Consider the following 24,089-nt stretch of genomic DNA (forward strand, 5'->3'; position numbering starts at 1 on the left):
CCGGCCGGTCCCGAGGACGGCGGGGCGCCCGCCGCGGCCGGTCCCGGAGGCGGGCCGCCCGGCGGACACCGTCACGTTACGAGCGGGCCCGGAGTGCGCGCAACGCCGACAGGCCCGTTTCCGCTGCTCACAGCCGTACCGCCCCGGTGCGAGGACGGCGGCGCGGGGTTCAGAACGACGTGATGACGACCCGGGCCACTTCGGGGTCCCGTGCCGCCGCGTAACCGGCGTCGATCTCGTCCAGGGCGATCCGCCGGGAGACGAGGCCGTCGAGGTTCAGGCGGCCCTGGAGGTACAGGTCCGCGTAACGGGGGATGTCCCGCCGGGGGTTCCCCGATCCCATGATCACGCCCTGGATGCTCTTCTGCTCCAGCAGCAGCCGGGGCAGCGACAGTTTCAGCTCTCCGCCGCCGCCCGCCAGGCCGACGATGTACACCCCGCCCCCGCGGGCCGTCATGCGCAGCGCCTGTTCCGTCGTCGCCGCCACACCGACGATGTCGAAGGCGTGCCGCACCCCGCCCCCGGTCAGTTCGCGGACGGCCGCGACGGCGTCCACGGCGGCGGAGTTGACCACGTCCGTCGCGCCGAAGTCGCGCGCCCGCCGGAGGGTGCCGTCCTGCACGTCGACCGCGACGACGCGGGAAGCCCCCGCGAGCCTCGCCGCGGCGACCGCGTTGAGCCCGACGCCCCCGGCGCCGATGACCGCCACGGTCTCACCCGCCCGGACGCGCGCGCCGTTGAGGACGGATCCCGCACCGGTCAGCACTCCGCACCCCAGGAGGGCGGCGGGCGCGAACGGCAGCCGGCGCGGGACGGCGGTCAGCTGGTTCTCGTGGACGAGGGCCTGCTGGGCGAAGGCGCCCAGCCCCATCCCCTGGGTGACGGGCAGACCCGCACGGCTGAGCCGGGGGCCGTCCTTCGCGGGGTCGCGCAGCGTGGCCCCCTGGTTCGCGCACTGGTACGCCCTGCCGTCGAGGCATGCCGGGCAGGTGCCGCACCACTGGACGAGGCAGCCCACGACATGGTCCCCGACGGAGAAGGAACCGGTGTGCGGGCCGACGGCGACGACGACACCCGCGAGTTCATGGCCCAGGACCACCGGCGGGGGAAAGCCCGCGAACGCGTGGGTGGCGAAGGTGAGATCGGTGTGGCAGAGACCGGACGCCCTCACCTCCACCAGCACCTCGCGGCCCTGCGGCTTCGCGATGTCGACGTCCTGCACGACGAATCCGCTGCCCAGCGCGTCCACCACCGCGGCTCTCACTCGCACTCCCTCTCCGTCGGTCCCGCCGCCCCGTCCGGCTCAGACGCGGTCGAGGTAGAAGTAGTAGAAGGGGCCGTCCGGGCCGGTGCCCTTGCGGTTCATGATTCCCATGAGGGTGCGCTCGTCGACCGCCTTGAAGTGGTCGAAGACCGGCTGGCCGTCGTAGACCATGGTGGCCGTCGACTCACCCCGGAACTCGATCATCCACAGGCTCGCCTCGCCCTTGCCCAGTTCGGTGTCGCTGTACAGCGTGCCGTCCTCGCCGCGCACGATCAGCGGCTTGGCGTCGGCGGCGGAGACGAACGTCTTGCCGTACCAACCGGCCTTCTGCAGGAACCCGTTGAGCGGGTGCCCGGTGTCGAACTCGCCGCCCCGCCACTCACCGAGGATCTCCTCGACGCGGATGGTCGGCAACACGGCCCAGACGGACTCGAGTTCCTCGACCGGGACGGCGGTTTCCTTGGCGCGCAGGACGGCGAACAGGGTCCGCGCCTCATCGATGCCCATCGGCTTCCCTCCTCAGCAGCATGAAACAAGCATCCGAAGTATGTATCACTGTTTCGTGCAGGGCCAGAGGGCGGACGGCGGTGAGTGGCGGGAGGAGCCGTCGGCCGTCCCGGCAGGGGCAGGTCAGCCCAAGGGCCGGGCCGCCTCCTGGGAGGCCGGCTTCTCGAACTGGGTCCGGTGCAGCTCCTCGTAGCGCCCGCCGATGGCCAGCAGCTCCTCGTGCGTGCCCCGTTCGACCACCCTGCCGTCCTCGACGACCAGGATCAGATCGGCCGCCCGTACGGTGGACAGCCGGTGGGCGATCACCAGGGCCGTGCGGCCCTCCAGGGCCTCGGTCAGCGCCTCCTGCACGGCGGCCTCCGACGTGGAGTCCAGGTGCGCGGTCGCCTCGTCCAGGATCACCACCCGCTGACGGGCCAGCAGGAGGCGTGCGATGGTGAGCCGTTGGCGCTCCCCGCCGGAGAGACGGTAGCCGCGCTCGCCGACCACGGTGTCCAGCCCCTCGGGCAGCGACGCCACCAGGCCGTCCAGGCGGGAGCGGCGCAGCGCGTCCCAGATCTCCTCCTCGGTGGCCTCCGGCCGTGCGAGCAGCAGATTGGCGCGCACCGACTCGTGGAAGAGGTGCCCGTCCTGGGTGACCATGCCGAGCGTCGCCCTGATGGAGTCGGCCGTCAGGTCGCGTACGTCGACCCCGCCCAGCCGTACGGTGCCGGAGTCGGCGTCGTACAGCCGGGGGAGGAGCTGTGCGATCGTCGACTTGCCCGCTCCCGAGGAGCCCACGAGCGCGATCATCCGGCCGGGTTCCGCCGTGAACGAGACGTCGTGCAGCACCTGTGTGCCGCCGCCCGCGTCGAGCGTGGCGACCTCTTCGAGCGAGGCGAGGGAGACCTTGTCGGCGGAGGGGTAGCCGAAGGACACCCCGTCGAACTCGACGGACACCGGTCCCTCCGGTACCTCGCGGGCGTCCGTCCTCTCCGCGATCAGCGGCTTCAGGTCGAGGATCTCGAAGACCCGCTCGAAGCTGACCAGGGCGCTCATCACCTCGACCCGGGCGCCGGCCAGGGCCGTCAGCGGGGCGTAGAGCCGGGTGAGGAGCAGCGCCAGGGCGACGACCGCGCCCGGCTCAAGGCTGCCGCGCAGCGCGTAGTACCCGCCCAGGCCGTAGACCAGCGCGAGGGCGAGCGCCGACACCAGCGTGAGCGCCGTGACGAAGGTGGACTGCAGCATCGCCGTACGGACACCGATGTCGCGGACCCGGCCCGCGCGGGCGGCGAACTCGGCGGACTCGTCGGCGGGGCGCCCGAAGAGCTTGACGAGCGTCGCGCCCGGGGCCGAGAAACGCTCGGTCATCCGGGTGCCCATCGTGGCGTTGTGAGCCGCCGCCTCCCGCTGGAGCCCCGCCATCCGGGTGCCCATCCGGCGGGCGGGGACGACGAACACCGGCAGCAGCACGAGGGCGAGCAGGGTGATCTGCCACGAGATGGTGAGCATCACGGCCATGGTCAGCAGCAGGGTGACGAGATTGGAGACCACCCCGGAGAGGGTGTTGCTGAACGCCCGCTGGGCGCCGATCACATCGTTGTTGAGGCGGCTGACCAGCGCGCCGGTCCTGGTACGGGTGAAGAAGGCGACCGGCATCCGCTGGACATGGTCGAAGACGGTGGTCCGGAGATCGAGGATCAGCCCCTCACCGAGCGTGGCCGACAGCCATCTGGTGAGGAGCCCGAGTCCCGCCTCCACCACGGCGATCAGCGCGATGAGCAGGGCGATCCGGGCGACCGTGCCGGCGTCGTCGCCCCGCACGATCGCGTCGACCACCCGGCCCGCCAGCACCGGAGTCGCCACGGCCAGCAGGGCGGTGACCATGCTCAGCAGCAGGAAGCGGCCGATCCGGGCCCGGTGCGGCCGGGCGAACGCCCCGATGCGGCGCAGGGTGGCCCTGGAGAAGGGCCTGCGGTCCTCCTGCGCGTTCATCGTGCTGTGCAGCGAATGCCACGCGGTGACTTCCATGTCCATGCGGGTGCCTCCAGGAGCGGTGGGTACGCACGGAACGCTAGGACCTCAAGCAAAGTTGAGGTCAAGGGTTCCCCGCCGCTGTCACCCGACCGTGCGCTCAGCGCGCCCGTACGGTCGCCAGGACCTCCCGGTCGGGCTGCAGCGTCAGCGTCGGCACGGGATTGACGGTGCCCGGGTCCACCTCCAGCTCGAAGCGCCGCGCCAGTACGGCGAGGATCAGCACCGCCTCGACCATCGCGAAGCGCGTACCGAGGCAGACCCGGGGCCCGCCGCCGAACGGATACCAGGCGTACTCCGGGATCTCGTCCCCCTCCTCCGCGTCCCACCGCTCCGGGCGGAACGCCTCCGGCTCAGGGAACCACCGCTCGTCGCGGTGCGTGGCCCACTGGCTGCTCCACACCCGCGTACCCTCCGGCATCGGTACGCCACCGATGCTCGCCCCCTCCTTGGCGATCCCGGTGACCAGCCAGATCGTCGGGTACAGCCGCAGGGTCTCCTTCACCACCGCCTGCGCGTACGTCAGCCGGGCGTAGTCGTCGATCCCGGGCTCGCGGTCGCCGAGCACCCGGTCCAGCTCCTCGGCCAGCGCCTCCCGGGCGTGCGGGGTGCGGGACAGCAGATACCAGGCCCACACCAGCGTCGAACTGGTCGTCTCGTGACCGCCGATGTAGAGCGTGACCGTCTCGTCGCGGATCTCCTTGTCCGAGAGCCGCGCCCCGGTCTCGTCCACGGCGGTGAGCAGCCGGCTCAGCAGATCGGGCCGCTCCCCGTCGCCGTCGCGGTGCCGGGCCACCACGCGCCCGACCTCGGCGTCGATCACGGCGGCGGCCTTCTTGATCCGGGCCCGGCCGGGTGTCGGGACCCAGTCCGGCAGGACGGCGCCCAGCCCGCTGAACTCCTTGCCGATCTCCTGCTGGGCGATGTCCATGGCCCGGCCCATCGACTCCGCGTCGGCCGGTGTGTCCACCCCGAAGATCGTGCGGACCGCGATCTTCTGCGTCAGGGCCGCCATCACCCGCTTGATGTCCACGCGTTCACCGCCGGACCAGGTGTCCGCCAGCTCCACCGCGCACGCCGTCATCGAGGAGGCGTACGACTTCACCTGCTTGGGCCGTACCGACGGCTGCACCAGCGACCGCTTGCGCCGCCAGTCCGGGCCACGCGCGACCACGACACCGTTGCCCATCACCGTGCGGAACGCGATGCCCAGCAGCGGCTGGTCGAAGGTCCGCTCCGTCTCGGTGAGCAGTTCACCGATGTACTCGGGATCCGCGATGAAGACGCACTGGTTGCGGCCGAAGCGCCAGCGGACCATGTCCCCGTATCCGCGCAGCCGCTCGAAGAAGGCGAGGGGGTCCTTGCCGAACTGCGGCAGGCTGCCGAGCAAGGGGAGCCCCCTCGGCCCCTGGACCGGCCGGTGGCCGCGCGGCTCGGTGTCGGGGGCCGCACCGGTTTCCGTGGACATGAGGGAACTCCTGTCATCTGCCTTACGGAGCAAGTGAGTTGCTGAGCCTAATGCCCGTCGGCCAGGAGTTCGACAGCGCCGTTGCGTGCGGCAGGGGCCGGGTACGGCCGAGGGCCGCAGACCGGTGGTCTGCGGCCCTCGGGCCGGGGGGACGCGCGTTTCAGACGCCCGGCGGCACCCGGGACGGGCGGCCGGATCCACGGGTCAGGCCGTAGCCGAACACCGCCGCCAGCGCGGCCAGCACGCCGCCGCCCACGGTCCACAGCCAGCGGTCCGTCCACCAGCCGGAGGACCAGCCGTCCTCGGGCTCGCCGGCGAGGGCCACACGGTCCTGCCCCGTGGCGTCGTCCTGCTGCGCCGAGGCCAGGGAGACGCCCGGCACCAGCGGTTCGCCGAGGGAGCCGTCGACGTCGTGCGCGCCGCCCTGGCCGGCGGAGGTGATCTCCGTCTCGACGTGGACCGGGAGGCCCAGGTCCTCCTCGGCCAGACCGACCACGGTCAGGCGTACGTAGTAACTCCCGGGCAGCGGATCGGACGCCCACGGCTCCGACCAGGCACGCACCGTACGCAGCACGCAGGACAGCTCGACGGTGCCCGCGTCCGGCGCCGCCTTCCTGGTCTGGTGGCCGTACATGCAGGCCTGCCGGCGGCGCAGCCCGTCGTACACGTCGACCTGCCAGGTCGACGCGCCGTGCCGGGTGGCGCTCTCGGGCAGGCTCACCTTCGTCCGGACGGTGGGCCGCTGGCCGGAGTCGGCGGGGAAGGCCCAGTACAGGTAGTCACCCGTGGACGCGTCCGCCGTGGCGGTCTGCTCCTGCTGGACGGGGGTCGCCGTACGGAAGGTGGTGCCCGCCTCCGTGGGGCCGGAGGCATCCCCGTCCGCCGGGCTCGCGCTCGCTGACGGGTCGTCGGCGACGGCGGCGCCCGCCGAGGTGAACAGGGTGGCTCCCGCCAGCAGCACGCCCGCACAGGCGCGCCCCAGCCGGTTCCTGCGAGAGGTACGCATCAGTTGGTCCTCCAGACCGCAACGCGCCAGCGCGAGATCCAGCCGAACAGCAGGCCGGCGATCAGTCCGGTCAGCACCATGACGCCCAGCAGCCACCAGCCGCGGCCCAGGCCGAACGCGGCGACGTCGGACGCGTCGTCGGGGCCCTCGACCAGGTCGATGGTGAGCTCGACGGGCATGCCCGGGGTGGTCTTCACGGACGAGGGCGCCGAGAAGGAGTTGGAGAGCTGGAGGCAGACGGACTCCGCGGCGGGCTTCAGATCCTCGTCGGAGACGTCGGCGTCCTCCTGCTCGGGCTTCGGATAGCGCAGCCCGGTGGAGATCGCGTCCGTACGCCCGGTGCCGGACTCCGCGCCCCGGACGATCTCACGGCCGTGCGTGGTCACCGCGCGCAGCAGCACCCCGTAGTCGTCGTTCACGGCGCGGTCCGCCGCCACGCTGACCGAGGCGCGCAGCTCCTGGCCGGGCAGCACGTCGACCCGGTACCAGCGGTGCTTCCCGATCTCCTGGCGGTCGGTGTAGAGCCCGGCCTTCAGCTGCGGGGCCGCGGAGCAGCTGCCCGCACCCTCGGTCGCCACCGGGGTGACGACGGGCTCGGCGGCCCGGTCGACCAACTGCTTGACGCGGCCGGAGAGTTCGTCGGTGTGCTGGACGGCGGTGTAGGTGCCGCCGGTGGCCTCGGCGATGCAGGTCAGCTGCTGCCGGATCTTGGCGTCGGGCACGAGGCCGAGCGTGTCGATGACCAGATGGATTCCCCGCGCCGCGATCTCACGCGCGACCTCGCACGGGTCGAGCGGTCCGCAGGTGTCCTCGCCGTCGGTGATCAGGACGATGCGTCGGGTGGCGTCCCCGCCCTCGAGGTCGTCGGCCGCACCGAGCAGGGCGGGACCGATCGGGGTCCAGCCGGTCGGCGTCAGGGTGGCGACGGCGGTCTTCGCCTCGGTGCGGTCGAGCGGGCCGACCGGGTAGAGCTGCGCGGTGTCCTTGCAGCCGACCTTGCGGTCGTCGCCCGCGTAGTCCGCGCCGAGCGTACGGATGCCGAGCTCGACCTCTTCGGGAACCGCGTCCAGGACGTCGTTGAACGCCTGCTTGGCGGCGGATATCCGGGACTGGCCGTCGATGTCGCGGGCGCGCATGGAACCGCTGACGTCGAGGACCAGCTCGACCTTGGGGGACGGGGCTGTGGAGGGTTCGTCGGCGGAAGCCGGGACGGCGGTGCCGAGCCCGGCGGCCAGGGTGGCGAGCAGAACGCACACCCCGGCCGTCAGCCGTTTTCTTATGATCATCGCCGGATCCTATTGAAGATCGGCGATCATCCCCAAAACCGCTCCGGAGGAAGCGATTTCGGGGCCGCCGCTCAGCCGCCGAGCAGCGGCCGCGCGGCCCTGTCGAGGACCGAACCGACGCGGTCCCACGTCTCGGTGTCCCGCTCCACGGCCGGGAGTTCGGCGTCGGCGTTGTCGGCCCGCTTGTTCCAGCGGGTCGCGATGGCGACGGGGTCGCCGCCACCCGCCGCGGACGCGGCCAGCGCCGCCGCGCCGAGCGCGACGAGTTCACCGCTGCCGGGCACGATGAGGGGCCGGCCGGAGAGACGGCGCACGGTCTCCACCCAGGTGCGGCCCTGGGCGCCGCCGCCGATCAGCCGCAGCGGCCGGCCGGCGACATCGGGGTCGGCGGGGTCGAGCCCGCAGGCCCGCAGCAGTTCGTCGAGCGCCCGCAGCACGGTGAACGCCGCGCCCTCGTACGCGGCGCCCAGAAGCTGCTGCGGCGTGGTGTCGTGACGCAGCCCGGTGAGGAGCCCGGACGAGGTGGGCAGGTCCGGGGTGCGCTCGCCGTCGAGGTACGGGAGGAGGACGGCCTCGCCGCCGGGTGTCGCGTCGTCGCGGTGCAGGCCGAGCAGGGTGGCCACCTTGTCGACGGCCAGGGTGCAGTTGAGGGTGCAGGCCAGCGGGAGGTACGTACCGTCCGCCGCGGCGAAACCGGAGAGCGAGGTGGAGGCCGGACGGGTCCCCGACGCGGCGAAGACGGTGCCGGACGTGCCGAGGCTCAGCACGGGGTGGTCCAGCAGCCCCGCCCCGCCCAGGCCGAGGCCCACGGCGGCGCTCATGTTGTCCCCGGTGCCCGCCGCGACGGCGATCCCGGCCGGCAGACCGAGCGCCTCGGCCGCGGAGGCGGTCAGGGAGCCGACGCGGGTGCCACCGGTGGCGGCGACCTCCGGCAGCATCGAGACGTCGAGGCCGAGGCGGTCCAGGAGCTCCGGGTCGTACGCGCCCGTCCCGGTCGAGTACCAGCAGGTACCCGACGCGTCGCCCGGGTCGGTCGCCGCGACGCCCGCGAGCCGCTCGGTGAGGAAGTCGTGGGGCAGCCGCACGGACACGGTCGCCTCGGCGGCTGCGGGGTCGTTCTCCCGCAGCCACCGCCACTTCGTCGCCGTCATGGACGCCACGGGCACGGTGCCGGTGCGCGCCGTCCAGGCCTCGGGGCCGCCCAGCTCGGCGACGAGCGCGGCGGCCTGCGGCGCGGAGCGGGTGTCGTTCCACAGGAGCGAGGGGCGCAGTGGCCGGCCGGACCTGTCCAGGACCACGAGGCCGTGCTGCTGACCCGCGACGGCGATGCCGACGACACAGGACGCGGAGAGCCCGGACTCCTTGAGCCCGGCCGCGACGGCGTCGCACAGCGCCTGCCACCAGACCTCGGGGTCGGTCTCGCGCGCACCGCCCTCGCCGGTGACGACGTGCGGGGCGCGGCCGACGGCGAGCAGCTCACCGGTCTCGGTGTCGGTGACTGCAGCCTTGGTGGACTGGGTGGAGCTGTCCACGCCGATGACGACGGTACGCGGCGGCATGGGCTACCTCTTCTCGTGCGGTTTCCGGTGGTGCTGGTTTTGGGAGTGCGACAAACAAATTACGTGATCGACGGCGTCCGGAACAGAGGCGGCCCCCGTTTCGTCGTCCGGGGGGTTACGCCCGCACGGTGCCGTGTGCATAATTAATCATGTCAGTGAACAAATAGGCCCGGGGGCTGACGACGACTCCGGACCCCAGGCAGGCGAAGGCGGACACACCATGACGGAACGCTTCACCCCCACTCCTTCGGACAGGTTCACCTTCGGTCTGTGGACCGTGGGCTGGCGTGGCAATGACCCGTTCGGTGACGCGACGCGTCCCGCGCTGGACCCGGTCGAGTCGGTGGAGCGGCTCGCGGAGCTGGGGGCGCACGGTGTGACGTTCCACGACGACGATCTGATCCCGTTCGGGTCGTCGGAGGCGGAGCGGGAGCGGCTGATCGGCCGGTTCAAGGACGCGCTGGGGCGGACCGGGATGAAGGTCCCGATGGCCACGACGAACCTGTTCACGCACCCGGTGTTCAAGGACGGCGGGTTCACCGCGAACGACCGCGACGTGCGGCGTTTCGCGCTGCGCAAGGTGATGCGCAACATCGACCTGGCCGCGGAGCTCGGCGCCTCCACCTACGTCGCCTGGGGCGGGCGTGAGGGCGCGGAGTCCGGTGGCGCGAAGGACGTCCGCGTCGCGCTGGACCGGATGAAGGAGGCCTTCGACCTGCTGGGCGACTACGTCACCGAGCAGGGCTACGACCTGCGGTTCGCGATCGAGCCCAAGCCCAACGAGCCCCGCGGCGACATCCTCCTGCCGACGATCGGGCACGCGCTGGCGTTCATCGAGCGCCTGGAGCGCCCCGAGCTGGTCGGTGTGAACCCGGAGACCGGCCACGAGCAGATGGCCGGGCTGAACTTCCCCCACGGCATCGCCCAGGCCCTGTGGGCGGGCAAGCTCTTCCACATCGACCTCAACGGCCAGTCCGGCATCAAGTACGACCAGGACTTCCGCTTCGGCGCCGGCGACCTGCGCCAGGCGTTCTGGCTCGTCGACCTCCTGGAGTCCTCCGACTACACTGGCAGCCTCCACTTCGACTTCAAGCCGGTGCGCACCGACGGCATCGACGGGGTCTGGGAGTCCGCGAAGAACTGCATGCGCAACTACCTCATCCTCAAGGAGCGCGCCCTGGCCTTCCGGGCCGACCCCGCCGTCCAGGAGGCCCTGACCGCCTCCCGCCTCGACGACCTCGCCCGGCCCACCGCCGAGGACGGCCTCAAGGGCCTCCTCGCCGACAGGTCCGCCTACGAGGACTTCGACGCCACCACCGCCGCCGAACGCTCCATGGCCTTCGAAGCCCTCGACCAGCTCGCCATGGAACACCTCCTCGGCGTCCGCTGACCCACCCCCGGGATGCCCGGAGCCCCGGGGCTCCCTCGCCCGGACACTCCGGCTCCGCCCCTCGCCGTTCGACGGCGGGGGGCGGAGCCGCCCGGCGTTCTCAGCCGTCCGTCGGCGAGGCGGGCCGGGCGTAGGCGGCCGGGTCGGCCAGCACGTCCTGGACCACCAGCGCCGCGGCGCCCCGAGCCGCGTCACCCGCGACGGAGGACGCGCGCAGCCTGCCGCCGCCCGGCGTCCAGAGCCCGGACACCACGCGGCCCGTCAGCTCCTCGTCGGCAGGCGGCGAGAGCCACGGCATCAGGCCCCGGTATATCCCGCCGAGCACCACCGCGTCCGGGTCGAAGAGATTCACCGCGCCGGACAGCACCTGCCCCAGCATCCGGCCCGCGTCGGCCACCGCCGCGAGCGCCACGGGGTCGCCCGCCTGGGCGCGCCGCTCCAGCTCCATCACGGCGGCGGCCCCGCCCGCCCCCTCGTCGATGCCCGCGGCCCGCAGCAGGGCCGACTGGCCGGCGTACTGCTCCAGGCAGCCGCGCGACCCGCACCGGCACTCCGGGCCCGCCGGGTCCACCACCACATGGCCGATCTCCCCGGCGAAACCGTGCGCGCCGCGCAGCAGCTCCCCGTCGAGCACCAGGGCGCCACCGACACCGATCTCGCCCGTCAGATAGAGAAAGCTGCGGACCGTGTCGAGCCCGCCGAACCACAGCTCGGCCAGCGCCGCGAGATTCGCCTCGTTCTCCGAACGCACCGGCAGCGGACCCGTGTCGGGCCGCTGGGCGGCGAGGGCGTCGGCGAACAGTTCCTCGGCCGGGACCTGGTTCCAGCCCAGGTTGGGCGCCTGGCGCACCGAGCCGCCCGATACGAGGCCCGGCAGCGCGAGGGCCGTACCGACCGGGCGGAGGTCCTGCTCCCGCGCCGAGTCCAGGGTCCGGGCGGCGATCGCCGCGGCCCTGGCCAGCACCTCTTCCGGGGGCGCTCCTCGGTTGTCCAGGTGCTCGGTCTGCCGGACCCGCCCGGTGCCCGCCAGGTCCACGACGCACACCGACACATAGTCGATGTTGACCTCGACGCCGAGCCCGGCGGGCCCGGTGCGGGCCACCTTCAGGGCTGTACCGGGGCGCCCGGCCTGCCCGCTGAACGTCTTGCCCGACTCCGTGAGGAAGCCGCTGTCCAGCAGCTGCTCGACCAGGGAGGACACCGCGGCCCTGGTGAGTCCGACCCGGGCCGACACCCCGGCCCGGGTCGCCTCGCCGGCCTCGCCCTCATCCCGTACGGCACGCAGCACGAGGCTCAGATTGTGGCGTCGCACGGTGTCCTTGTCGGCCTTGGACCCCAGGGGCGCGAGGTAGCTCTTCATATCGTCGACGAGCCTATGTGATGCCCGTCGGGGCCGGTCCCGCGGTGGTGGCGATGTGCTCCACCGGGGCCCGCGGGCCCGCCCTGATCCAGACGAGAGGCCTAGAGGTCCGCCGCGTCCTTCACCGAGCCCAGGTCGACGAACTTGAAGCCGGTCGCCTCCCTGCCCTCCTCGTCGCCCGCCGCCGAGGTCTCGTGTCCGTCCTGGACCACCAGCAGACCGCGCGGATAGCGGGAGCCCAGCGGCTTGTCGAGCACGGCGGCACCGTCGCACTCCTCGCTGCCGTCGAGGTCGGCCGAGACGGCGGTGACCCGGAAGCCGCCCTCGTACTCGTTGTCCTCGGAGACCTCGCGGTCGTACAGGGCGAAGCTGTTGTCGCCCTGGCCGGACGCGAGGAGGTAGCCGTCACCGCCGGACTCCTGGAGAAGGGTCAGCCCTTCCACGTCGGCCGCCAGCCGCTTGCCGCCGAAGCCCGGGTCCGTGCCCGGCGCGCACTCCTCGGTCTCCGGGTCGTACGTCCCGGGGACGCCGTACTCCCTGACCTTGTCCACCAGGACCGGGCGGCCCTTCAGTCCGGCCGGCAGACGCCAGATGCCGACGTCCTCCTGGCCCGCGTAGAGGGTGCCGTTCTCCGGGTCGACGACCATGCCCTCGACCTGCGGCAGCTCGCCCGGCTCACCGCACGGCGTCCACGAGGTGCCGTCCGGGAGCCGGAACGACGAGGGAAGGGAGAGCGTGCGGACGAGGCTGTAGCCCACCGTGCCCGCCGCCGTCGGCCGGAGTTCCAGCAGCGCGAGGTCCGTGGTGTTGCGGCGGCTGACGAGCGCGTACGCGCGCCCGGTCGACCGGTCCTGCCAGGTGGCGAGCCCGTACACCGTCCGCTGTTCGTTGATCTCGGCCTGGTCCGACGAGAAGACCGGGGCCGCGGCGGGGTCGGTGACGTCCTTGAGCGGACCGCCCGGCTGCGAGGGGTCGACGCGGTAGATCCGGAGGCGGTCGTTGCCCCGGTCGCTCACCACGGCGACGTCGGCGCGGCCCGCCGGGGTGCGGAGCCCGGTGAGCAGGTCGACGTTGTTGAACCGGCCCGGGGCGTCGTCCTCCGAGGCCGCCGCGGGTGCCGGGAGGGACTGGACCAGGGACGCGTCCAGGCCGTAGACCCGGAGTCCGCCCTCCTTGGCGGTGGCGACGACCAGGCTGCGGCCGGGGTCGGCGTCGTTGCGCCAGATCGCCGGGTCGTCGGCGTTGGCGTTGCCGCCCGCCTCGTCGTCGTACAGCGCCGCCGTCTCCGACGTCGCACCGACGGACGGCAGGGACCGCGCGTGGGCTGGGGACAGCGGGGCGAGGGTGATCAGTGCCGTACCGAGGAGGGCGGTGGCCGCCAGGCGAGGGGAGCGGTGCGTGCGCACAGATGCTTCCTGTCGTGAGAGGGACATGTCCATGACTCGTCAGGAAGTGTCGGGCGGCGGGGCGGTGCTCCGGTGTCACGCCCATGAGAAGGACGTGGGCGGCAGGTGAATTCGCGGTGTCGAGGGCCCGGGTCCGGTGGCGGCCGCCACCGGACCCGGGCCCTCGCGCTCCGGAGGGGATCAGGGCTTCGCGCCCCGGGCCTCCAGCATGTCCGCCATGAGAGTGATCTCGGACTCCTGGGCGCGGGCCATGCCCGCTGCCAGGTCCCTGATCTCGTCCGTCCGCGCCGAACCGGCCGCCGCCCGCGCCATGTCGGCGCCCGCGCGGTGGTGGACGGTCATCAGCCGCAGGAACAGCACCTCGGCGTCCCTGCCCCCGGCCGCGCGCAGCCGGTCCAGCTGGGTGTCGGTGGCCATGCCCGGCATGAGCGCTCCGTCGTCCGGGGTGGCGGGGTGGCCCATCCACTCCATCGGCGCCCGGTCGGAGCTCTTGGGCCTGTCCCACGACTCCAGCCAGCCCAGCATCATGCCCCGCTGGTTGGCCTGGGTGTTGATGATGTCGTACGCGAGCCGCCGTACGGCCTCGTCGTCCGTGCGGTCCCGGACGATGAACGCCATCTCCACCGCCTGCTGGTGGTGGACCGACATGTCCCGGGCGAAGCCCACATCGGCCGAGCTCTCGGCCGGGGCGGCCGAGGAGGTCCCGGAGCCGGATGTCCCCGAGCCGGACGGGGAGGCCTCCGACGGCCGTACGACCATCAGCAGCACCAGCCCTACCGCCACCACGAACACCACGGCCCCCGCCCACACCAGCGACCGGGAGGAGCGCGCGGACGAGGTCACTTGGCGATCCCGCCGGAGCACGCGGCGCCCGGCTCAGGGGTCTGCGCGCCCTGGACGTACTTGGTGAAGAACTGTGCGACCCGTGCGTCCGTGGCGCTCTTCACCGTGAGCTGCTTGCCCCAGGCGCTGAGCATCAGCGGGTCCTTCTGGTCGGCCACGGGGCTCATCAGCGAGTAGGGCGTCTTGGACACGCGCTCGGCGAGCGCCTCGACGTCGGCGTCCTTCGCCTTCTCGTTGTACGTGACCCAGACGGCGCCGTGCTCCAGGGAGTGGACGGCGTTCTCGTTCGGTATCGCCTCGGTGTAGACGTCGGCGTCGCAGTTCATCCAGACCGGGTTGTGGTCACCGCCGACGGGCGGGTTCATCGGGTAGTCGACGGCCTTCTCGACGTGGTTCTGGGTCAGCTTGTCCCAGGACTTCTCACCGGTGACGGGTGAGGTCCTGGCCTGCTCCTCGGCCTTGTCCTGCTCGTCGGCGGCCGACATCAGATAGCCGCCCCCCGCGACGAGGCCGACGAGCACGACGACGGCCGCGGTGATGGTGATGATGCGGCTGCGGCGCTCACGGGCCCGCTCCTTGCGGCGGGCCTCGTCGAGCTTGGCGCGGCGTGCGGCGGCGGAGCTGTTCTGGTTCTTGGCGGAAGCCATGTCTCAGGTCCTCGGATTCGGCGGATGGCGTGCGCGGGACGTGCGCTACGCGGGAAGAGGGCATAGGGACGTGCCGCCTCCGGCGCTCTCACGGCGCGGGAGGGCGGAGGTCCGGCCTCTAGATCCGCTGGACCTGAAGACGCAGATGATCGACGGCGTCCACGCTGTCGTTGCAGGGTCCCCGGATGGGCGCCGCGCCGGCGGGCGGAGCGGTACGGGGCGCGGCCGAGCCGCAGGGCAGCGCCACGGGAGCGGTGTGCCCGGGCAGGACGACGGCCGACGAGTGGTCCGTCGCGCCGTGACAGGAGCTGCCGACCCCGCGCTCGGCCGGTGAGTCGGCCACGACGACGGACACGACCGCCGACGGCACCGGGGTGAAGGCCCGGACCTCGGTCCGGGAGGAGGCGTCGTCGCGGGGCGCGGCGGTGGCGGTGTGCGAGCAGCAGAGGAACACGGCCAGGAGCATCAGCGCCCAGGCCAGGGCGACGGGCAGGCTGTTCGTGCCCCGTCGCCGTGCGGTCCGCCCGCTCTCTGTGGTCATCGCCGCCATCGTAATGGTGTGTGAATGTTCAATGAGTCCAGGCCCACAGCTTGGCAGGATAGTGTGCCGCGGTGACGACGCAATCGAACGTACCTGCGGGCTGGCATCCGGATCCGCACGGCGCACCCCAGCTGCTGCGCTACTGGGACGGTTCCAGGTGGACCGAGCACACCCACCCGGCCCAGACCGCCCAGCCCCAGACCGCCCAGCCCCAGGCCGCGGCTCAGCCCCAGGCCGCTCAGGCGCAGGCTCCGGTCCACGCTCAGGCCCCGGTCCAGGCGGCGCAGCCGCAGCCCGTGGTGCCGCAGCAGCAGTTCGCTCCTCAGCAGGGCGTGCCCGGCACCGGCCCGCTCTTCAGCCAGCAGGTCCTGGTCGTGAACCAGAAGGCCAAGCTGATCGAGCTCACCAACGAGTACAGCGTCTTCGACCAGCAGGGCAACACCGTCGGTTCGGTCGTCCAGGTCGGCCAGAGCACCGCGCGCAAGGTGCTCAGGTTCGTGTCCAGCATCGACCAGTACCTCACCCACCGCCTGGAGATCCGCGACGCCTACGGTCAGCCGCAACTGCTGCTGACCCGCCCGGCGAAGTTCATCAAGTCGCGGGTCGTCGTGCAGCGCCCGGACGGACAGCCCGTCGGCGAGATCGTCCAGCAGAACGCCATCGGCAAGATCAATTTCGCCATGATGGCCGACGGCCGGCAGGTCGGAGCGATCAAGGCCGAGAACTGGCGCGCCTGGAACTTCGCCATCGTGGACCACAACGACGCCGAGATCGCCCGGATCACCAAGACCTGGGAGGGCCTGGCGAAGACGATGTTCACCACGGCCGACAACTATGTGCTCCAGATCCACTATCAGCTGCCCGAGCCGCTGCTGAGCCTCGTCGTGGCGACGGCCCTGACTGTCGACACCGCCCTCAAGCAGGACGCCCGCGGCTTCGGCTGAGTCCCGGGGCACGGGGCCGGCACCCGTCGCGCACGCGTACGGGGCGGCGCCCGGCTCTGCCGGACGCCGCCCCGTACCGGTGTCTACTCCGCCTTCTCCGGTTCCGTCCCCGCCATCTCGGAGAGCACCCGCTCCGCCACCGCGAACGCGGAGTTGGCCGCGGGGACGCCGCAGTAGACCCCTGTCTGCAGGAGCGCCGCGCCGATCTCCCGGGGGCTGAGGCCGTTGCGTACGGCGGCGCGGACATGCATCGCCAGCTCGCCGTAATGGCCGTGCGCGACCAGGGCGGTCAGCGTGATGAGGCTGCGCTCGCGCCGGGACAGCGTCGGGTCGGTCCAGATCTCGCCCCAGGCGTAGCGGGAGATGAAGTCCTGGAACGGTGCGGTGAACTCCGAGGTCGCGGCCTGCGCCCGGTCGACGTGCGCATCGCCCAGGACCTCGCGGCGTACGACGGTGCCGCTGCCGCGCTCCCGGGGCGCGAAGTGGGCGCGCAGCGCCTCCCGCACGGCCGCCGGGCGCTCCGCCGGGGCCAGGTGCGAGGCGTGCGGCAGCTCGGTGAGCGCCGCGCCCGGGATTCCGTCGGCGATCTCCCGTGCGTGCGCGGGCGGCGTCGCCGGGTCCTCGCGCCCCGCGACGACCAGCGTCGGCGCCCGCACCTCGGAGAGCGCGTCCCGCAGGTCGAGGTCCGCCAGCGCGTCGCAGCACGCGGCGTAGGCCGAAGGGTCGGTGCCCAGGAGGTCGTCGAGCAGCCGGGGTTCGGTGAACCCGGGCGTGAACCAGCGGCCCGCCGCGCTCTCCGCGACCTTCCCGAGCCCCTCGGCGCGCACCAGCGCGGCCCGCTCCCGCCAGGGGCCCGGGTCGCCGAAGTGGGCGGAGGAACAGATGACCGCCAGGCGGTCGACGCGCTCGGGGTGGTGGGCGGCGAGCCAGAGGCCCACCGCGCCGCCCAGCGAGACCCCGGCGTACGAGAACCGCTCCAGGGACAGCGCGTCGGCGAGCTCCAGCACCAGCGCCCCGAGATCGGCGACGGACGCCCCGGGGCCGATCAGACCGGCGGGCGAGCCTCCGTGCCCCGGCAGGTCCCACCGCACGATCCGGTGGGCGGCGGAGAGTTCGGGGGCGACCCCGTCCCAGAGGGCGGTGGACGTGCCGAGCGACGGGCCGAGCAGGAGCGGGGGAGCGCTCGCCGGACCTTCGGCGTGGTGGTGGAGGAGACGGGCGGGTGTCGTGGTCATCGGCGCTCCAGAGCGCGGTCGGTGAGGGGCCCGGCGCAGCCGGTGTACCGGGCGGGGTCGGTCAGTTCTTCGAGATCGAGGCCCGCGAAGGCGGGCTCCGCCGCGAGGATCCCGGCGAGGGTTCCGCCCTCGTCCCGGGAGCGCGCCGCGGCCTCGGTGAGGATCTCCTTGGCGCGTGCGCGGCCCACCCGGGCGGCGGCGACGGCGGCCAGCCGCTCCGAGACGACCAGGCCGCCGGTCAGTCCCAGATGTCTCCGCATCGTCCCGGGGAAGACCCGGAGCCCCTCCGCGAGCTCCGCCGCGTCCCGGGCGGCGCCGCCGACCAGGCGCAGCAGATCGCGCAGTGGCTCCCATTCGGCGTGCCACGCCCCGGCGGGCCGTTCGTCCTCGGCGACGAGCGAGCCGTAGAGCGTGGCCGCCGCACCGGGCGCGCGGCGCGCGGCGGCGGCGATCAGGGTGGCGCGCACCGGGTTGGCCTTGTGCGGCATCGCGGACGAGCCGCCGCCGGAGCCCTCGGCGAGCTCGGCGATCTCCGTACGGGAGAGCGTGAGCACATCGGCCGCCGTCTTGCCGAGCACGCCCGCGGTGAGGGCGAGCGCGCCGGCCAGGTCGGCGACGGGGGTGCGCAGGGTGTGCCAGGGCAGCAGCGGTTCGGCCAGGCCCACCTCCCGCGCGTAGGCCGCGACGAGCCCGAGCCCGTCCGTGTACCCACCGGTCCCGGAGGCGTCCGTGGCGAACGCGGCCAGCGTGCCCGCCGCGCCGCCGAGCTGGGCGGGCAGCGAGTCCCGTACCGCACGCAGCCGGTCCCGCGCGTCCAGCACCGAGGACCGCCAGCCCGCGGCCTTGAGACCGAAGGTGGTCGGCACGGCGTGCTGCGTCAGGGTGCGGCCGGGCATCGGCGTGTCGCGGTGTTCGGCCGCCAGCCGCGCCAGCGCGCGGGCGGTCCGGTCCAGGTCGGCCAGGACGAGCGACAGGGTCCGGGACGCGACCAGCATCGCCGCCGTGTCCAGGATGTCCTGGCTGGTGGCGCCTCGGTGCACGTACGGCCGCGCCTCCTCGTCGACCGCCGCCGACAGCGCGGCGACCAGGGGGATCACCGGATTGCCGCCGGACCGCGCCCGCAGCGCCAGATCGCGTACGTCGAACCGCTCGGCCTCCGCCGCCCCGGTGACCGCCCGCCCCGCCCCCGCGGGAGCCAGCCCGCAGGCGGACTGGGCCCGTGTGAGAGCCGCCTCGGCGTCCAGGAGGGCCTGGAGAAAGGCATGGTCGCCGGTGGCGGCCTCGGCCGCGGAGCCGGCCCGCCCGGGGGCGAGAAGGCCGGCGTCGCTCTCGTGCATCAGCTGAACTCCAGGAAGACCGTCTCGCCGTCGCCCTGGAGACGGATGTCGAAGCGGTAGGTGCGGGGGTCCGTGCGCGTAGCGATCAGTGTGGCGCGCCGCTCGGCGTCCAGCGACTCCAGCAGCGTGTCGCCGGCCCCGGCCGCACGGTCCAGCAGGTCGGGGAGGTACACCCGGGTGAAGAGGTGGTGGACCAGACCGCGGGCGAAGACGGCGGCGCAGATGTAGGGGGCGCCACCCGGCGGCAGGGTGCGCACGACCCAGCGGCCGTCCGCGTCCGTCGGCGCCCGGCCGAAGCCGGTGAAGTCCACGCCGTTGCGCCCGATCACCTTCCCCGAAGAGGGGTCGTGGCGCAGCGATCCGGGGAGCCCGGTGCGCGATCCGTCGGGTGCGGGCTGCCAGGTCTCGACGATCGCGTCGGGCACGGGGACGCCCTGGCCGTCGAGGACGTAGCCGTGGACGGTGATCGTGTCGGGGTGGCCCGCCGGGGCGACCTCGCCGCCGCCGGGGAAGGGCAGGGCGTAACCGTAGAAAGGACCCACGGTCTGGGAGGGAGTCGGGGCGTGGGACATCAGGCGTCGCCTTCTTCCTCGGTCCAGGTGGCACAGGGGCCGTCGAGGACGATGTCCCAGCGGTAGCCGAGGGACGTCTCGGGAACGGACAGATCGTGGTCGTACGCGGAGACCAGCCGCTCGCGCGCGGCCTGGTCCGTGACGGAGCGGATCACCGGGTCGTACGGGAGGAGCGGATCACCCGGGAAGTACATCTGGGTGACGAGCCGCTGGCTGAACGACGTCCCGAACAGCGAGAAGTGGATGTGCGCGGGGCGCCAGGCGTTGGTGTGGTTGCGCCACGGGTAGGCGCCCGGCTTGACGGTCGTGAACGAGTAGCCGCCGTCGTCATCGGTGAGGCAGCGTCCGAAACCGGTGAAGTTCGGGTCGAGCGGCGCCGGGTGCTGGTCGAGCTGGTGGGCGTACCGTCCCGAGGCGTTGGCCTGCCACACCTCGACCAGCTGTCCCCGCACGGGCCGGCCGGCCCGGTCCAGCACACGGCCGGTCACGGTGATGCGCTCGCCGAGCGGCTCGCCGTGGTGCTGTGCGGTGAGGTCGCGGTCCAGCGCGGTCACGTCGGTGACCCCGAACGCCGGCCCGGAGAGCTCGACCGCTTCCGGGTCGCGCAGGGGGATGAGCGAGCGGTGCGGGTGGCGGTAGTGGCTGCTGCGGTACGGCGGGTAGTCGCGCGGCGGATGGGAGGCACCCGGCACTGCGGCGGCCTGCGCCTTGGCCACCTCCGTGTCGATCTCCTGCTGGGTCAGTCCGTCGGGCAGGGGCTGGGCGGGAAGGTCACGTGCGGTCATGTCACGGCTCCGTGAAAGCGATAATGCTCAGTACACTGAGTAAATGCGATGTCCGTGAAGCTATCCAGAGGTCGCTGTCACGGTCAAGACCCTCAGTGCACTGTGTATCTTCGACATCCAGGCCGGCGGAGGGTCCGGCCCACAGCGATCCGGGGCCGACGGGGCGCCCGGCCCACGGTGATCCGTCGGCCGGCGACGCCGGCGGCCGACGACCGACAGAGAGGGCGTGCCGTGCGGGCGGTCGACCTGAGCACCCACCCCGGGCATCTGGCCCGGCGTCTCCAGCAGGCGCACCACCTGCTCTGGAACGCGATGGTCTCGCAGGAGACCACCTCGCCCCAGTTCGCCGTGCTCAACGCACTGACCGCCGAACCCGGCCTCGACCAGCGCACGGTGGGGGAGCGGGTCGGCCTGGACCGGTCCACCATCGCCGAGGTCGTCAGCAGGCTGCTGCGCCGGGGGCTGCTCGACAAGGTGCGCGACCCCCACGACGGCCGGCGCTCCCTGCTGCGCCTCACGGAGGAGGGTGCGGACACCCACCGGAAGCTCGCCCTGCGTACGGTCCGGATGAACCAGGTCTTCCTCGGCCCGCTCTCGGCGGACGAGCAGCGGACGCTCTTCGACCTGATGCACCGGGTGGCGGAGGCCGCCGAGGCCCTCCGGGTGCCGGAGGAGGCCAGGTGACGGCGGACCGGGCCCGGAGGTTCGAGGGGACACCCGCGGGCCTTCGTCCGGAGGTGCTGCTCTAGGGAGTGCGGAGGCCGAAGCCCGCGCCGCGGGGGTCGCGGACGACGGCGACCCAGGGGCCGCCGGGGACGTGCCTCGGCGGTGCGAGCTGCTCGCCGCCCGCGCTCAGCACCGTGGCGGCGGTGGTCTCCGTGTCGGTGACCGTGAAGTAGGGCAGCCAGTGCGGCCCGGTCTCCTCGGCCTCGTCGGGCGACTGCTCCTTCAGGCCGCCGAAGGCCGCCCCGTCCACGCCCCAGTGGGTGAAGTGCTCCGACGCCTCCACCGTCCAGCCGAACACGGCCGGATAGAAGGCGAGCGCTCCCTGTGGGTCGGGAGTGCGCAGCTCGGTCCAGCCCAGGGCGCCGGGGGAGTTGAAGCGCCCCGCGCCCGGGAAGGCGCGCCCCTGCCAGAGACCGAACGCCGCCCCCGACGGATCGGCGGCCACGGCGAACCTGCCCTGGTCGAAGACGTCCATCGGCCCCATCAGCACGGTGCCGCCGGCCGAGCGCACCGCGTCCGCCGACGCGTCCACGTCCTCGGTGGCGAAGGAGACCGTCCAGGACGGCGGCTGGTCCCGGCGGTAGGCGGGGGTCAGGGCGGCGACCGCGTCCTCGCTGATGCGCGCCATCGTGTAGCCGCCCGCCTCGGGGCGGGGGTCGGTCTCGGACCGCCACCCGAAGACCGCCGCGTAGAAGGCCTGGGCAGCCGGTACGTCCGACGTGCTGAGCTCGACCCAGCAGGGCCCTCCCGGCACCGGCTTCATGAGCTTCATCCCGTTTCCTCCCGAGGCGCGGGCGAGTGCGCGCATTCCTACGCTGTTGTCCAGCACGCTAGAGCGGCGCGGATGAGGCGGCTACCGGAGGCGGAGCCGCGCACGGCTCAGATGTTTTACGGGTGTAACACCTGTTAAAGTAAATGAGTGAGTGATACAGCCATGCGACCCCGGAAGCCATCCGTCCACAAACTGCCGGTCGCCGGCGTCCTGCGGCTGAGGAGCCCCGCGGAGACCTGGTACAAGCCCGCGCTGAGCGTGGTGGTCGCCTCGGCGGTCCCGAATCTGCTGCTGTACTCGCTCGACCGGCTCGACCTCGTCATATACACGATGGCCGGCTCGCTCTGTGCGCTGTACGGGCACAACCTGCCGTACGCCCGACGGGCCCACACCGTCCTACGGGTGGTTCTCGGCATGGCCGCGGGCTTCGCCGTCGCCCTGGTCACGGCGTCGCTCACCGACTCGACCGCGGTCCTGATCGCCGTCGGAGCGCTGCTCGCCGCCGTGCAGAAGACGTTCTGCGACGCCACCCGCATCGGCCCGCCCGGCAACGTGATCTTCGCGTTCGTCACATCCGCCGCGCTCTTCGTCCCGCAGGAGCTGGGACAGGTGCCCGGGCACATGGCGCTCATGCTGGCCGCGGGCGCCTTCTCCTGGCTGGTCACGGCGGGGCCGGCCCTCTGGCGCAGGGAGGGGCCCGAGCGACTCGCCACCGCCCGCGCCCTCGACGCCGCCGCGGCGTACGCGGCGGAACCCGGCCACCGGACCCGGCACGCCGCCGCGGCAGCGGTCCAGGCCGCCTGGCAGGCGCTCCTCGCCTCCGGCCGGCCCACCCCCGTACGCCAAGGACTGGAGCGGCTCGTCGTCCACGCCGAGCGCGCGCTCGCCACCACGGCGGTCGACGGCCATGTCCGCGGCGGCGACCCCGGCGAGCTGCGCCGATGGGCGAAGGAGACCCGGGCGCGCGGCCCCGTACCCAGTCCGCCGCCCGCGCCCGGCACCGTCGAGCAGCTCTTCGGGATCGATGCCGAACGGGCCGGTCAGCGCATGCGGCGCGGCAGGCGCGAGGCGCGGCGCAGGCTGCTGCGCGCACTCGGCCCCGGCTCGCCCGTGCTGCCCGTCGCCTTCCGCACCCTCCTCGGGACCGCCCTGGCCGGCTATGTCTCCTGGGCGCTCGGCGTGGGCCACCCGTACTGGGCCATCGTCACCGCCGCCTCCGTCTACCAGCCCAATCTCGCCCTCTCCTGGAGCAGGGCCGTCCAGCGGACCGTCGGCAACCTCGTCGGCGTCCTGGTCTTCGCCGCGGTCATCCCCGTCGCCCGGGTCGGCCCGCTGGCCCTCGTGCTGTGCGTCCTGTTCTTCAACTTCGCCGCCGAGGCCCTCATCACCCGCAACTACTGGCTCGGCTCCATCGCCGTCACCCCGATGGCCCTGCTGATCCTGGAATTCGGCGGCTTCCAGCCGGCGGGCCGGCTCATCACCGACCGCGCCCTGGACACCCTGGTGGGCGTCGCCGTCGGCTTCCTCGCCGCGGTCGCCGTCACCAACCGGCGCGCCTCCGGCCGTGTGGAGCAGGCCCTCGCCGCGGCCGGGGACGCCAGGCGGCGCGCCGAACGGGCCGTCGCCGACCCCGAGGCGGACCCTCTGGCGCTCGAGACGGCCCGCCGCCGGCTGACCGCCGCGCTCGTGGAACTGCGCGACGCCAGTGATGTCGCGTCCGGCGAATGGTGGCAGCGCGCCCTGCCGGAGGAAGAGCTGCTCGCCGCTGAGCAGGCAGGACACCGTACGCTCGCGGCGACAGCACAACGGCAGGGGCTCATCACCCTGCCCCCGGCGAACGGAGCGGTGTGACCGACGACATCGTGGCCTCGGTGGTACGGCAGTGGCAGGCCGTCAAGCCGGGACTGGACACCGGACCGATGGAGCTCATCGGCCGCATCAACCGCTGCGCGGCCCTGCTCCAGCAGGCCGAGGACGCCCCGCTGCGGGCCGCCGGACTGACCCGGGCCGAATTCGATCTGCTCGGCGCGATGCGGCGCACCGACCGCGAGCTGACCCCGGGTGAGCTGGCCCGCGAGACGTTCTCCTCCGGCGCCGCCGTCACCAAGCGGCTGCGCGCCCTCCAGGAAGCCGGTCTGATCGGCCGCCGCAGTGACGCCCGCGACCGCAGGGTCGCCCATGTCGGGCTGACCGACGAGGGGCGCGACCTGGTCGACCGGCTGCTGCCCGAACAGCTCGCCTACGAGCGGTCGGTGCTCTCCGGGCTGGACGACGAGACGCGCGGCGGGCTCAGCGAACAGCTCGGCGAGCTGCTGGTGCAGTTGGAGGGCCGCCTCGGCGGAGGCCGCCGCTGACGGATCGTCGCTCCCTCGGCGAGGGGTCGAGCATGGGGGCCTGCCTCACTCTCCGTCACGATGCTGGGGTGTGG

Annotated in this window: 22 protein-coding genes; 5 read left to right on the forward strand and 17 right to left on the reverse strand. The window is 73.1% G+C overall.

The window, feature by feature from the left end; all coding sequences use genetic code 11:
- Nucleotides 1-169 precede the first annotated feature (169 nt).
- The 7 genes from AMK10_RS18655 to xylB all read right to left on the reverse strand — a co-directional run bounded on the left by AMK10_RS18655 (nt 170) and on the right by xylB (nt 9,103).
- Complete coding sequence (locus tag AMK10_RS18655; RefSeq protein ID WP_073748927.1) at nt 170-1,264, reverse strand: zinc-binding dehydrogenase; 1,095 nt, start codon at nt 1,262-1,264, stop codon at nt 170-172.
- 39 nt (nt 1,265-1,303) lie between these two features.
- Entirely contained in the window at nt 1,304-1,771 is a 468-nt protein-coding gene (locus tag AMK10_RS18660) for a DUF4334 domain-containing protein (RefSeq protein ID WP_073748928.1), read from the reverse strand.
- Nucleotides 1,772-1,894: 123 nt separating this feature from the next.
- Nucleotides 1,895-3,787, reverse strand: coding sequence for an ABC transporter ATP-binding protein (locus AMK10_RS18665; protein WP_073748929.1), 1,893 nt, complete (start codon nt 3,785-3,787; stop codon nt 1,895-1,897).
- Between the two features lie 97 nt (nt 3,788-3,884).
- Nucleotides 3,885-5,252 carry a cytochrome P450 gene (locus tag AMK10_RS18670; protein WP_073748930.1) on the reverse strand — a complete coding sequence of 456 codons (1,368 nt, stop codon included), beginning with the start codon at nt 5,250-5,252 and terminating at the stop codon, nt 3,885-3,887.
- Nucleotides 5,253-5,412: 160 nt separating this feature from the next.
- Nucleotides 5,413-6,258, reverse strand: coding sequence for a hypothetical protein (locus tag AMK10_RS18675; RefSeq protein ID WP_073748931.1), 846 nt, complete (start codon nt 6,256-6,258; stop codon nt 5,413-5,415).
- Complete coding sequence (locus tag AMK10_RS18680) at nt 6,258-7,544, reverse strand: VWA domain-containing protein (protein WP_079180759.1); 1,287 nt, start codon at nt 7,542-7,544, stop codon at nt 6,258-6,260. The genes AMK10_RS18675 and AMK10_RS18680 overlap by 1 nt, the downstream gene beginning before the upstream one ends.
- A 71-nt stretch (nt 7,545-7,615) precedes the next feature.
- On the reverse strand, nt 7,616-9,103 hold the full coding sequence (xylB, locus tag AMK10_RS18685; RefSeq protein WP_073748933.1) for a xylulokinase: 1,488 nt from the start codon (nt 9,101-9,103) through the stop codon (nt 7,616-7,618).
- A 220-nt stretch (nt 9,104-9,323) separates the two neighbouring features.
- On the opposite strand from xylB, the gene xylA reads away from it, so the two are divergent.
- The gene (gene xylA, locus AMK10_RS18690; RefSeq protein WP_073748934.1) at nt 9,324-10,493 is read left to right on the forward strand and encodes a xylose isomerase; all 1,170 of its coding nucleotides are present in this window, start codon (nt 9,324-9,326) and stop codon (nt 10,491-10,493) included.
- Nucleotides 10,494-10,593: 100 nt separating this feature from the next.
- Here the strand turns inward: xylA and AMK10_RS18695 are convergent, their stop codons facing one another.
- The 5 genes from AMK10_RS18695 to AMK10_RS18715 form a co-directional block, all read right to left on the reverse strand.
- Nucleotides 10,594-11,853: an ROK family protein gene (locus tag AMK10_RS18695; protein WP_073748935.1), complete on the reverse strand. Its 1,260-nt coding sequence runs from the start codon at nt 11,851-11,853 to the stop codon at nt 10,594-10,596.
- Nucleotides 11,854-11,954: 101 nt separating this feature from the next.
- Nucleotides 11,955-13,286 (reverse strand): phytase, encoded by a 1,332-nt coding sequence (locus AMK10_RS18700; RefSeq protein ID WP_073749341.1) that lies wholly within the window; start codon nt 13,284-13,286, stop codon nt 11,955-11,957.
- A 153-nt stretch (nt 13,287-13,439) separates the two neighbouring features.
- Nucleotides 13,440-14,102 carry a DUF305 domain-containing protein gene (locus AMK10_RS18705; RefSeq protein ID WP_073748936.1) on the reverse strand — a complete coding sequence of 221 codons (663 nt, stop codon included), beginning with the start codon at nt 14,100-14,102 and terminating at the stop codon, nt 13,440-13,442.
- Nucleotides 14,099-14,749, reverse strand: coding sequence for a DUF3105 domain-containing protein (locus tag AMK10_RS18710; RefSeq protein ID WP_073748937.1), 651 nt, complete (start codon nt 14,747-14,749; stop codon nt 14,099-14,101). The genes AMK10_RS18705 and AMK10_RS18710 overlap by 4 nt, the downstream gene beginning before the upstream one ends.
- 118 nt (nt 14,750-14,867) lie before the next feature.
- Entirely contained in the window at nt 14,868-15,290 is a 423-nt protein-coding gene (locus AMK10_RS18715) for a hypothetical protein (protein ID WP_241839579.1), read from the reverse strand.
- 71 nt (nt 15,291-15,361) lie between these two features.
- Here AMK10_RS18715 and AMK10_RS18720 point away from each other — a divergent pair, with 71 nt between their 5' ends.
- Nucleotides 15,362-16,234 (forward strand): phospholipid scramblase-related protein, encoded by an 873-nt coding sequence (locus AMK10_RS18720; RefSeq protein WP_073748939.1) that lies wholly within the window; start codon nt 15,362-15,364, stop codon nt 16,232-16,234.
- Nucleotides 16,235-16,317: 83 nt separating this feature from the next.
- On the opposite strand, the gene pcaDC is transcribed toward AMK10_RS18720, so the two are convergent.
- The 4 genes from pcaDC to pcaH are packed head-to-tail and all read right to left on the reverse strand — an operon-like array spanning nt 16,318 to nt 20,163.
- Nucleotides 16,318-17,469: a bifunctional 3-oxoadipate enol-lactonase/4-carboxymuconolactone decarboxylase PcaDC gene (gene pcaDC, locus AMK10_RS18725; protein ID WP_073748940.1), complete on the reverse strand. Its 1,152-nt coding sequence runs from the start codon at nt 17,467-17,469 to the stop codon at nt 16,318-16,320.
- Nucleotides 17,466-18,806, reverse strand: a complete 1,341-nt coding sequence (gene pcaB / locus AMK10_RS18730) for a 3-carboxy-cis,cis-muconate cycloisomerase (protein ID WP_073748941.1) — start codon at nt 18,804-18,806, stop codon at nt 17,466-17,468. The genes pcaDC and pcaB overlap by 4 nt, the downstream gene beginning before the upstream one ends.
- A complete protein-coding gene (gene pcaG / locus AMK10_RS18735; RefSeq protein ID WP_073748942.1) occupies nt 18,806-19,378 on the reverse strand; it encodes a protocatechuate 3,4-dioxygenase subunit alpha in 573 nt (190 codons plus the stop codon). The genes pcaB and pcaG overlap by 1 nt, the downstream gene beginning before the upstream one ends.
- Nucleotides 19,378-20,163, reverse strand: a complete 786-nt coding sequence (gene pcaH / locus AMK10_RS18740) for a protocatechuate 3,4-dioxygenase subunit beta (RefSeq protein WP_073748943.1) — start codon at nt 20,161-20,163, stop codon at nt 19,378-19,380. Before pcaH ends, pcaG begins: the two co-directional genes overlap by 1 nt.
- A 231-nt stretch (nt 20,164-20,394) precedes the next feature.
- Between pcaH and AMK10_RS18745 the strand changes: the two genes are divergently transcribed.
- Entirely contained in the window at nt 20,395-20,847 is a 453-nt protein-coding gene (locus AMK10_RS18745; RefSeq protein WP_073748944.1) for a MarR family winged helix-turn-helix transcriptional regulator, read from the forward strand.
- Between the two features lie 61 nt (nt 20,848-20,908).
- On the opposite strand, the gene AMK10_RS18750 is transcribed toward AMK10_RS18745, so the two are convergent.
- Complete coding sequence (locus tag AMK10_RS18750) at nt 20,909-21,661, reverse strand: VOC family protein (RefSeq protein WP_073748945.1); 753 nt, start codon at nt 21,659-21,661, stop codon at nt 20,909-20,911.
- Between the two features lie 162 nt (nt 21,662-21,823).
- On the opposite strand from AMK10_RS18750, the gene AMK10_RS18755 reads away from it, so the two are divergent.
- Both AMK10_RS18755 and AMK10_RS18760 read left to right on the forward strand, forming a co-directional pair.
- Nucleotides 21,824-23,512, forward strand: a complete 1,689-nt coding sequence (locus AMK10_RS18755; RefSeq protein WP_073748946.1) for an FUSC family protein — start codon at nt 21,824-21,826, stop codon at nt 23,510-23,512.
- Nucleotides 23,509-24,015: a MarR family winged helix-turn-helix transcriptional regulator gene (locus tag AMK10_RS18760; protein WP_073748947.1), complete on the forward strand. Its 507-nt coding sequence runs from the start codon at nt 23,509-23,511 to the stop codon at nt 24,013-24,015. Before AMK10_RS18755 ends, AMK10_RS18760 begins: the two co-directional genes overlap by 4 nt.
- The last annotated feature ends 74 nt before the right edge of the window (nt 24,016-24,089 follow it).

This window comes from Streptomyces sp. CB02058 (assembly GCF_001905505.1).
Taxonomy (GTDB): Bacteria; Actinomycetota; Actinomycetes; order Streptomycetales; family Streptomycetaceae; genus Streptomyces.

Excerpts from the sequence above, each read along its gene's own strand:
- AMK10_RS18660 (WP_073748928.1), bottom strand. The coding sequence starts at position 1,771 with ATGGGCATCGATGAGGCGCGGACCCTGTTCGCCGTCCTGCGCGCCAAG.
- AMK10_RS18665 (WP_073748929.1), bottom strand. The coding sequence starts at position 3,787 with ATGGACATGGAAGTCACCGCGTGGCATTCGCTGCACAGCACGATGAAC.
- AMK10_RS18670 (WP_073748930.1), bottom strand. The coding sequence starts at position 5,252 with ATGTCCACGGAAACCGGTGCGGCCCCCGACACCGAGCCGCGCGGCCAC.
- AMK10_RS18675 (WP_073748931.1), bottom strand. The coding sequence starts at position 6,258 with ATGCGTACCTCTCGCAGGAACCGGCTGGGGCGCGCCTGTGCGGGCGTG.
- AMK10_RS18680 (WP_079180759.1), bottom strand. The coding sequence starts at position 7,544 with ATGATCATAAGAAAACGGCTGACGGCCGGGGTGTGCGTTCTGCTCGCC.
- xylB (WP_073748933.1), bottom strand. The coding sequence starts at position 9,103 with ATGCCGCCGCGTACCGTCGTCATCGGCGTGGACAGCTCCACCCAGTCC.
- xylA (WP_073748934.1), top strand. The coding sequence starts at position 9,324 with ATGACGGAACGCTTCACCCCCACTCCTTCGGACAGGTTCACCTTCGGT.
- AMK10_RS18695 (WP_073748935.1), bottom strand. The coding sequence starts at position 11,853 with ATGAAGAGCTACCTCGCGCCCCTGGGGTCCAAGGCCGACAAGGACACC.
- AMK10_RS18700 (WP_073749341.1), bottom strand. The coding sequence starts at position 13,286 with ATGTCCCTCTCACGACAGGAAGCATCTGTGCGCACGCACCGCTCCCCT.
- AMK10_RS18710 (WP_073748937.1), bottom strand. The coding sequence starts at position 14,749 with ATGGCTTCCGCCAAGAACCAGAACAGCTCCGCCGCCGCACGCCGCGCC.
- AMK10_RS18715 (WP_241839579.1), bottom strand. The coding sequence starts at position 15,290 with ATGACCACAGAGAGCGGGCGGACCGCACGGCGACGGGGCACGAACAGC.
- pcaDC (WP_073748940.1), bottom strand. The coding sequence starts at position 17,469 with ATGACCACGACACCCGCCCGTCTCCTCCACCACCACGCCGAAGGTCCG.
- pcaB (WP_073748941.1), bottom strand. The coding sequence starts at position 18,806 with ATGCACGAGAGCGACGCCGGCCTTCTCGCCCCCGGGCGGGCCGGCTCC.
- pcaG (WP_073748942.1), bottom strand. The coding sequence starts at position 19,378 with ATGTCCCACGCCCCGACTCCCTCCCAGACCGTGGGTCCTTTCTACGGT.
- pcaH (WP_073748943.1), bottom strand. The coding sequence starts at position 20,163 with ATGACCGCACGTGACCTTCCCGCCCAGCCCCTGCCCGACGGACTGACC.
- AMK10_RS18750 (WP_073748945.1), bottom strand. The coding sequence starts at position 21,661 with ATGAAGCTCATGAAGCCGGTGCCGGGAGGGCCCTGCTGGGTCGAGCTC.
- AMK10_RS18755 (WP_073748946.1), top strand. The coding sequence starts at position 21,824 with ATGCGACCCCGGAAGCCATCCGTCCACAAACTGCCGGTCGCCGGCGTC.